General features: G+C 46.6%; 9 protein-coding genes. 3 read left to right on the top strand and 6 right to left on the bottom strand.

All coding sequences use genetic code 11. The features are described from left to right. Positions 1–151: 151 nt before the first annotated feature. From thrB to QUA38_RS11055, 4 genes are all read right to left on the bottom strand, one after another. Complete coding sequence (gene thrB / locus QUA38_RS11070) at positions 152–1084, bottom strand: homoserine kinase (RefSeq protein ID WP_333161694.1); 933 nt, start codon at positions 1082–1084, stop codon at positions 152–154. An 89-nt stretch (positions 1085–1173) separates the two neighbouring features. Further along, positions 1174–1650, bottom strand: coding sequence for a tetratricopeptide repeat protein (locus QUA38_RS11065; RefSeq protein WP_333161692.1), 477 nt, complete (start codon positions 1648–1650; stop codon positions 1174–1176). 4 nt (positions 1651–1654) lie between these two features. Next, positions 1655–2221, bottom strand: coding sequence for a Uma2 family endonuclease (locus QUA38_RS11060; RefSeq protein ID WP_333161690.1), 567 nt, complete (start codon positions 2219–2221; stop codon positions 1655–1657). Between the two features lie 222 nt (positions 2222–2443). Beyond that, entirely contained in the window at positions 2444–3679 is a 1236-nt protein-coding gene (locus tag QUA38_RS11055; RefSeq protein WP_333161688.1) for a VWA domain-containing protein, read from the bottom strand. A 72-nt stretch (positions 3680–3751) separates the two neighbouring features. Between QUA38_RS11055 and QUA38_RS11050 the strand changes: the two genes are divergently transcribed. The 3 genes from QUA38_RS11050 to QUA38_RS11040 all read left to right on the top strand — a co-directional run bounded on the left by QUA38_RS11050 (position 3752) and on the right by QUA38_RS11040 (position 5909). Then, positions 3752–4411, top strand: coding sequence for an ATP-dependent Clp protease proteolytic subunit (locus QUA38_RS11050; protein WP_333161686.1), 660 nt, complete (start codon positions 3752–3754; stop codon positions 4409–4411). 147 nt (positions 4412–4558) lie between these two features. Next, positions 4559–5152, top strand: coding sequence for an ATP-dependent Clp protease proteolytic subunit (locus QUA38_RS11045; protein WP_332983122.1), 594 nt, complete (start codon positions 4559–4561; stop codon positions 5150–5152). A gap of 130 nt (positions 5153–5282) precedes the next feature. Then, positions 5283–5909: a DnaJ domain-containing protein gene (locus tag QUA38_RS11040; RefSeq protein WP_333161684.1), complete on the top strand. Its 627-nt coding sequence runs from the start codon at positions 5283–5285 to the stop codon at positions 5907–5909. Here the strand turns inward: QUA38_RS11040 and QUA38_RS11035 are convergent. Further along, positions 5903–6841, bottom strand: a complete 939-nt coding sequence (locus QUA38_RS11035) for a serine/threonine-protein kinase (protein WP_333161683.1) — start codon at positions 6839–6841, stop codon at positions 5903–5905. The two genes, QUA38_RS11040 and QUA38_RS11035, sit on opposite strands and share 7 nt — an antisense overlap. 461 nt (positions 6842–7302) lie before the next feature. Further along, on the bottom strand, positions 7303–8034 hold the full coding sequence (locus tag QUA38_RS11030; protein ID WP_333161681.1) for a DUF7873 family protein: 732 nt from the start codon (positions 8032–8034) through the stop codon (positions 7303–7305). Positions 8035–8189: the final 155 nt, after the last annotated feature.

Here is an 8189-nt window from a genome sequence, read left to right as displayed (position 1 = left end):
AAGAAGAGTCTTGGTTAAAAAGTCGCATCCGCAAACAACTAGATCAGTTTGATTGTTTACGTTCTGGCGATCGAGAAGAGAATGTCTTACGTTTTGCGTCCTAACCGCCTTGGCGGTTGCTATAGATGTTGTGTGTCCAGGAGTGGAATAACTAAATGGAGACTTGCGCGCCTTGAGTATCAAGACCGATCACACGTACCTCAGCCTTTACCCCAAATTCCATCCAAGCAGTCGCCATCGCTTTCTCAACCGCAACAGCGTTAGCCACATCCGTTAAAGCTAAAAGCGTTGGCCCGGCACCGCTAATCACCATTTCATAGGCCCCTGCATTCAGGGCAGCTTGTTGCACCCCTTCATATCCCTTAATCAGAGATTGCCGATAAGGTTGGTGGATTTTATCTTGGAGGGCGCAGCGCAGCCAGTTTTCATTCCCAGTTTCCAAAGCCCGCACTAGCAAACCGAGGTGTGCAGCATTAAAAATCGCGTCAGCCTTACTGTAATCTGCTGGCAAAACTTTGCGGGCTTCGGCTGTAGACAGTTCAAAATCGGGGATGGCTACCACGGGCACAATATTCGGATGCCAGGGAATATCGCAAATCTCCCAGGAACCGCTTGGTGTATTGCTAGCAGCGAGGCGACACCCTCCGAGTAATGCAGGGACAACGTTGTCGGGATGTCCTTCAAGTTCGATCGCCAATTGCATCACTTCCACCTGACTCAAAGGCTTTCCGGCTAATTCATTTGCACCGACTAACCCACCGACAATAGCTGTGGCGGAACTCCCCAAACCTCTAGCCAGCGCAACTTGCATATCTATATGTATCGCTACAGGGGGCGGCGATTGGTTGAGGCGATCGTATAACTTGAGAAAAGCTTGATAAGCGAGATTGCTGTCGTCTGTCTTGACTTTGGCTGCTTCTTCACCCGTAACAGTAATTTTTAGTTTCTCGGTTGCTGAGGGTTCGAGTCGGGAGAATTGGAAGCGGTTGTAGAGGCTTAAAGCGGCGCCGATGCAGTCGAATCCGGGGCCCAGGTTGGCGGTTGTGGCGGGTACGGTGACGGTGACGGTGGAAGTTTCGGGCATTTTTTGAATGGTGGATTTGGAATGTTTAACCGCAGATGAATGCGGATGAACGCCGATCGCAGGTATTATACTATGTTTTCAAAAGCCATTTATTCTTGCAGCATTTCAATGTGCTTGATGGCATCTTGATAATCGTTGGTATTGCCGTCTTTTTGATAGAGTTCGGCTGCTTTATGATAATCGGCGATCGCCCCCGGTTTGTCTTCTAAGAACTCGCGGACTCTGGCGCGGTTGTAGTAGGCGTCGCCGTAGTTGGGGTTAATTTCAATTGCGCGATCGAAATCTGCTTTAGCTGCTTGATAATCTTTGAGATTGCGGCCGTGGATGATGCCGCGTTTGTTGTGGGCGTTGGCGTAGTTCGGGTTGAGGCGGATGGCTTCGGTGTAATCGTCGATCGCCCCTTGAATGTCTCCAGCCTCTGATTTGGCTAAAGCACTATTAAATAAGTCTTCAGCAGGATTTTGAACGATGAGTATTGGCGCTGACTCTGCTGGAATGGCAGGGGATATGCCACCCAAAACGGTAACAAATCCTAAAATGCCGATCGCCCGGTAAAAGTGTTTCATAAATCTAAGCAAAAATACGAGCGACAGAGCAACTAAAACCAGGTAACAAAGGCGAGGTCAATTCATCAGCGTTCAACAGCGTAGCAATGAGCCTTAAACTTGCTTGTTCCCTGCGATAAACTTCTATTTGCTGCAACCGCCAATTCACAATCCAGTATTCCTGTACTCCTCGTACCGAATAGAGTCGGAGTTTCAAATCTCTATCCCGTCTTTCATTGTCTGCACCGGGGGACAATACTTCAACAATTAACTCGGGTGCGGCGGTTAAATGGCCGGCTTCGTCTAGCAAGATAGCCAAGCGTTCATTGCTGGCCCAAACTACATCAGGAATAACGTTATCAGCATCCGTGAAAATGATACCCGGATTGATTCCTGCTCGTCCTAAATTAGTCTCTCGCGACCAAGTATTAAGTTCTTGGTAGAGGTTACCTATAGCCTGTTGATGACCCCAATGGGGTGCTCTAGTCACAAATAACTCTCCATCAATAATTTCGTAACGATCGCCGTTATCGGGCAATAGTTCTAAATCGGCGGTAGTCCAGCGTACTTTATCAGATATTGTCTGGTTCATACAAGCACTCTTGATAGGTGATACAAACATTCTAAACGATCGAGCTTCTACACGATCCACAGCTTGAAACAATCGGCATACACTGACTTTCGCTTTTTGCAGGCGAGACTGATAATATTGAAACCCGCCTGGGTGCGGGTTTCGTTTTTTTAGATGCGATTTGGCATCACCGAATTGTTCGATCGCCAAATTTAAAATTATTTAAAATTTCAAATCGCGCAATTACTTCAAAATAGTTTTAGAAGCAATCCGAGTTTTCTTGCGATCGGCTTCACTCAATTGTTCCCCAGACTGCAAACGAGTAGCAGAAGTTTGCAACACAGTTGCGGCACTTTTATCGCCCATTTGCAAAGCAGTTTTCGCAGCAGTTTGCAGCATTGTCGCCGCGCCGGCTCGATCGCCCTGTTGCAATCTAGTTTCTGCCAGTTGGGTTTGTCGGTATTTAGCCAAAGCTAAAATGTGCTTCTGCACAGTCGAATTAAAGGCCGGCTGATAAACTTTCAAGACATTAGCAGAAACTGCAACGGGCTCGGAAAGCAAACTTTGACCGACAGTCGGATCGTCGTAGCGAATTTGCAATTGCCCGATCGTCTGTGTACCTTCGGGCAACTGTCCAATATAAATATTAGCCAAAACTACTCGCTCTATATCCTTCATTAAATCTCCCAGGCGCACCATAAAACGATCGCCCTCTTGCTGTACCGGTAATTCGATCGTATCCGGGGAAACTTGGGCGATCGGTTTGAGTTCGGCTAACCGTACTTTTGGCATTAGCGAAAATAGCAAATAAGCATTAGTCAAACCTACACCTTGGATGCGAGTAAATAGTTTGCCAAACTCGTCAACCGCATCTTCGGGACGCTGAATATGAGCCAGAGCACCGCCGCCAGCGTCAGCAATCTTTTCCAAAATATCCTGGTTCCAGTTATCGCCAAATCCCAAAGAATTTAAAGTCATGTTGTAGTCGGCAGCCAATTTAGCCAACTTCAAACAGCGGCTGTCGTCGCCGTGTTCGTTTTCGCCGTCAGTCAGCAGAAACGCCTGAGATATAGCTTCTTTTTTGCCTTTGCCCAACTCTTCAATACCTAACTTAATGCCCTCATCAATTGCTGTGCCGCCGGCCGAGCGCAATTGCTCAATTTGCCGTTTAATGCTGCTGGGATCTCCCACAATTTGATTGGGAACGAGGACTTTGGCTTTGTGGTCGAAAGCCACCGCGCAAAAGCGATCCCCGGGCTTCAACCTGTCGAGCAAACGTCCGGCGGCTTGTTTGACGGTTTCCAAGGGGCGTCCGCCCATCGAACCGCTGTGGTCGAGAATCAGGCACAGGTTTAAGGGTACGCTGGAGTCGATCGAGCTTGCCGTCGCAGACACCGAAATCGCTAGCTGGCGCTGCGTTGAGGGCGCAGAAGCGTCTAGGTTAGGGTCGTTTAAAATCGGGAGCAAACTAACTTTCATGCGGGATACCTAAAGATTGCGTTAGTATTTCTTTAAGAATAGCTCCATCAGTTCAGGCAACATTTCGGTTATATGAACACACCAATTAAAGCTGTGCAATCGCCATACTACGGGGAAGGGAACTCTCGGACGCCACCTCCCGATTTGCCATCCCTGTTGCTGAAGGAGCGGATCGTTTATCTGGGGATGCCTCTGGTGCCTGCGGTAACAGAACTAATTATCGCTGAACTGTTGTTCTTGCAGTACGAAGACCCCGATAAGCCGATCAAAATCTACATCAACTCGACCGGCACTTCTGGTTACAGTGGCGAACCCGTCGGCTTTGAAACAGAAGCCTTCGCTATCTGCGATACGATCAGGTACATTAAGCCACCCGTACACACTATTTGCCTCGGTTCGGCAATGGGGATGTCTGCGATGCTGTTAGCGGCTGGTACAAAAGGCTTTCGAGCGAGTTTGCCCCACGCTTCTATTGTGTTGCACCAACCCAAGGCTTACACGCGGGGTCAAGCAAGCGACATTCAAATTCGGGCTAAGGAAGTGCTGGCAAATAAAGCGACGATGCTTGATATTTTTGCAAGCTGTACTGGCCAACCGATCGAAAAGATTACTAAAGATATGGATCGGTTGCTGTACATGACGCCTTATGAAGCTAAAGAATACGGTTTGATCGATCGCGTTCTTGAAAGTTCGGAAGAATTAGCGAAACCGCTGCCTGCAGGAGTCATCTAATTCGGTTATGGGTTATTAGTTATTAGTTATTGTTTATTGGTCATTATAGCCAAAAACTAAAAAACCTGAAATAACAAGTAAAAAATAACTAATAAACCCTAACCAATTGCCCGATCACCAATTACCAACTAAACGGAGTTCCGAATTATGCCTATAGGTGTGCCAAAAGTTCCCTACAAAATGCCGGGTGGTTATGATACTCAGTGGATTAATATCTACGATCGCCTGTACCGGGAACGAATTATTTTCTTGGGAAGGGACATTGACGATGAAATTGCCAATCAAATCATCGCTGTGATGCTCTATCTCGATTCGGAAGATTCAGGTAAGGATATTATTTTGTACATCAATTCCCCAGGCGGAATGGTGTCGGCAGGCATGGCTATTTTTGATACCATGCAGCACATTAAATCGGACGTGGTGACGATTTGTGTGGGCTTGGCTGCTTCGATGGGTTCTTTCCTGTTAGCTGCCGGTGCAAAAGGCAAACGGTTAGCTTTGCCTCACTCGCGAATCATGATTCACCAGCCTTCTGGGGGGACGCGGGGACAAGCAACAGATATTCAGATTGAGGCGAAAGAAATTCTGCGGCTGCGCCACGAACTCAATAATATCTATGCTAAGAATACTGGCAAGCCGATCGAGAAAATCGAGAAGGACATGGATCGCGACTATTTCATGTCCGCTGAGGAAGCCAGAGAATACGGCTTGATTGACAGAGTGATCGAAGATCGTCCGTAAGTTATTTTTGCGCCTCAGTAGTACGGGCCACCTTCCGACTACAACCTAGTTCGCAGTAAATTTTGGCAGAATCTTTACATTTAAGGATTCTGCCATATTTAATGGTATTATAAACGCTCATTCATGCTAGATGGATATTGCAGATTATTACCGACAGTTAGGACTGAGGTCTGGTGCCAGTTTATCGCAAGTTAAGACCTCTTATCGGCAGTTAGCGAGACAGTATCACCCCGATGTGAATCCGGGAAACGAACAGGCTAAAAATAAGTTTATTGCTATTACTGAGGCTTATAAGTTCCTGGTGAAAATTGCCCCCCCCGATGTTGCGGAGTCGAAAGTTGCCAATTCCACTGTGCCGCCTACTTCTACACCGCCGGATCTGGGGGTGAAAGCTCAACCGCAGGCAGTTAAAGTGACTCGAAAAGAGGCTGCGGTTCAATCTAATGCGGAGTTGTCGGCTGCGGAACAAAAGTTAAAGCAAGATGCTTATTTTGAATTGCAGCAGTTGCTGAAATATCAGAGGTTCCCGCGGGCGATCGCGTTGATTGAGGGTTTGGCCCAGCGGGTTCCCGAAGATTTGGAGGTGCGTCAGTGGCAGGCGATCGCCTATCAGCGCTGGGGACGGCATTTGATCGGAGAAAAGCAGGTTGATAAGGCGAGAATTTATTTAAAAAAGGCTGTGAAAACTGACCCTCACAATCGAGCTTTGTGGGCAGAAGTTGAGCGGGATTTTCGCCGGCTGGAAGAGATTTATTGAAGCGATGTTGCGTCCCCCTTTTTCAGGGGGTCTGCCTCGTTAATTTTTAATTTTTCTAATTTTTCTAAAATAACTTGGGTATTTTCAGGTCGGTTTTCCGGTAGCGGTTCGATCAATTCGTCGATCGATTCTAGCAGTAACGGGTCAATATCTACAGCCTGGTTCCTCCAATTAATTTTACCAGTTTTTTCATTAACGGGAAAGTCGATCGGCTCTATGCCTGTTAATAAATGTACAAAAGTACGCCCTAGGGCAAAAAAGTCCGATCGCACGCCTGCTTTACCTGCAATTTGTTCCGGTGCGGCGTATCCAGCAGAACCTATGGGTGCGGTCTCTATGTCTGCTTCTGTGGCGGCGCCGAAGTCAATTAATCTCAATTTCCCATTGGCTTCAACCATCAGGTTGGATGGCTTAATATCCCGATGCACTACATGATATTTGTGGATTTCCTGCAAAATATTGGTCATTTGTTGCAGCCAATCAAGAGCCAGCTTTTGAGAAACGTACTGTTTTTTAGTTAAGAATTCTGCCAAGTTTTCTCCGGTAATTTTTTCCATCACCAAACAAGACAATTTCTGGAAGTTATGGGGGAGTTTAATTGGGAAATAACCGTCAGGTTCGACTTGGGGAACCGATCCCTTTCCGGCCAGCCAAATCAAAACTCGCGCTTCTTGCTTGAACACGCGAACTAAATCGGGATTGTGGGTGTGTTTCAAGACTTTTAAAATTTTGACAGTTCCCCATTCGTTTTCCCCGGTTCCCAAATCTTCGACTTCAAAGATGTCTGTGGGTCGTGCGGGATTGGGCGATCGCACTGATTTAAGGATACGATAGCGATCGCCAATTAACAAATCTGTGCCGCAAGCCTGACAATTTTGAGCAGCAGCAGGATTTTCGCGTTGTTCGCAGTGAGGATTGATGCAATAAATCATCTGTCTTGATACGTCCAGGACTGACGGATTTAACGAATTGAATCAATTATTAGCATAAAACCCAGCAGTTCTGACCTTACTACTGGGTTTATATTTACCGCCCATTTGGGCACGCTATCACATTTAAGTCAAGGATTTAAGATTAATAGCATCGCGCTCTACCGATTGAGCTACCCCCCTGCGTTTGGTAGAGGGGGCTGGATATGAGCCAGCAACCTCGATGATGTGATTTTCCTGACATTCGTTTTAGCGATCGGCGGTGAATGCTGAGTTTAGAGTAATAGCTTGCTGTTGAATTTGTACGCAATGCTGCCTCTGCCAATTGGGCTACCCCCCTATTTTGCGTAGGAGTGACAGGAGTCGAACCTGCACTGTCACATTTGTACGGTTTAAGTTGAAGGTTGAGATTGAACTTGTACTCTGTTTATATCTTAAACCATAACTATTAAAAAAGCAAGCAATTAGCGGAAAATAAACTGAAAAATTCGATCCCCCACTCTCTGTTCCTCAACTTCTGAATTGTTAGCTTCTTCGCGAGCGAACATAACAGCTTGCTGCAAGATTTCCACCCTTTGCAGCAACTCATTGATCCGCCGTGCTGGCAAAGCTCCAGAAAACTTGACAGTCCGCCAATAGCCGATCGTAATATCTTCGTAATAAACATCGACTTGAGCCGGATGGTGCTCGGTAGCTTCAGCTTTAACGTGATTGCGCGGAGTTTTAAAAGTCTTGAGAGTTTGCACCGGTTCTGTAGCCCAACAGTCTGCCGAAGCATCGAAGTTCCAAGTCTCGGAAGCATCTAAAACTGGAAGTTTTTTGATGAATGCTTGCAAATCTGCTAACTGTTTTTCAATAAATAGCAAATAGCTGACGGGAACTTGGCTCAAAAGCACGTTTCCGTCTACAGTTACGTCAGCGCGAGCGCTACAATTTGTCCAATCTTTGGTTGCGGTTACGTCGAAGAGTTTGGCCAAAACTTCAGTCGTTTTGCGGATAATCTCTTCTGCTTTGACTTCAACTTTTTTGGACTCGGGCGGCAGTTGTTCGCCTTCTTCGTCTTTGGGACGGTAAGTGCGGGAGATTCCAGAAAGCACAGCGGGCTTCTGGAGAGCTTTTTGAGCTTCTGCCAGTTCTTGGACACAGCGGCTTTTGATGCCTTTTTCGATCGCAATAATCTGATTTAAGCGTGCCATTGTTCGATTTTATTGACGCTGAACTCATATCAAGCCGGGTTAATACTGATAATCAAATGTTTTGTCCTGTGGCTTTTGGGGCTTTGAGAACCCTTCGTCCTCAGTACCAACCTCACGATCGTTCTTTAACCAAACTTGCTCATTATGTAGTATGA

It is taken from the genome of Microcoleus sp. Pol12B4 (assembly GCF_036701385.1).
Taxonomy (GTDB): domain Bacteria; phylum Cyanobacteriota; class Cyanobacteriia; order Cyanobacteriales; family Microcoleaceae; genus Microcoleus.
Note: the sequence above shows the minus strand (reverse complement) of the source record. Positions and strands in the feature narration are given on the sequence as shown.

Coding starts and splice junctions, on each gene's coding strand:
- QUA38_RS11060 (WP_333161690.1), bottom strand. CDS start 2,221: ATGAACCAGACAATATCTGATAAAGTACGCTGGACTACCGCCGATTTA.
- thrB (WP_333161694.1), bottom strand. CDS start 1,084: ATGCCCGAAACTTCCACCGTCACCGTCACCGTACCCGCCACAACCGCC.
- QUA38_RS11050 (WP_333161686.1), top strand. CDS start 3,752: ATGAACACACCAATTAAAGCTGTGCAATCGCCATACTACGGGGAAGGG.
- QUA38_RS11035 (WP_333161683.1), bottom strand. CDS start 6,841: ATGATTTATTGCATCAATCCTCACTGCGAACAACGCGAAAATCCTGCT.
- QUA38_RS11030 (WP_333161681.1), bottom strand. CDS start 8,034: ATGGCACGCTTAAATCAGATTATTGCGATCGAAAAAGGCATCAAAAGC.
- QUA38_RS11040 (WP_333161684.1), top strand. CDS start 5,283: ATGGATATTGCAGATTATTACCGACAGTTAGGACTGAGGTCTGGTGCC.
- QUA38_RS11055 (WP_333161688.1), bottom strand. CDS start 3,679: ATGAAAGTTAGTTTGCTCCCGATTTTAAACGACCCTAACCTAGACGCT.
- QUA38_RS11045 (WP_332983122.1), top strand. CDS start 4,559: ATGCCTATAGGTGTGCCAAAAGTTCCCTACAAAATGCCGGGTGGTTAT.
- QUA38_RS11065 (WP_333161692.1), bottom strand. CDS start 1,650: ATGAAACACTTTTACCGGGCGATCGGCATTTTAGGATTTGTTACCGTT.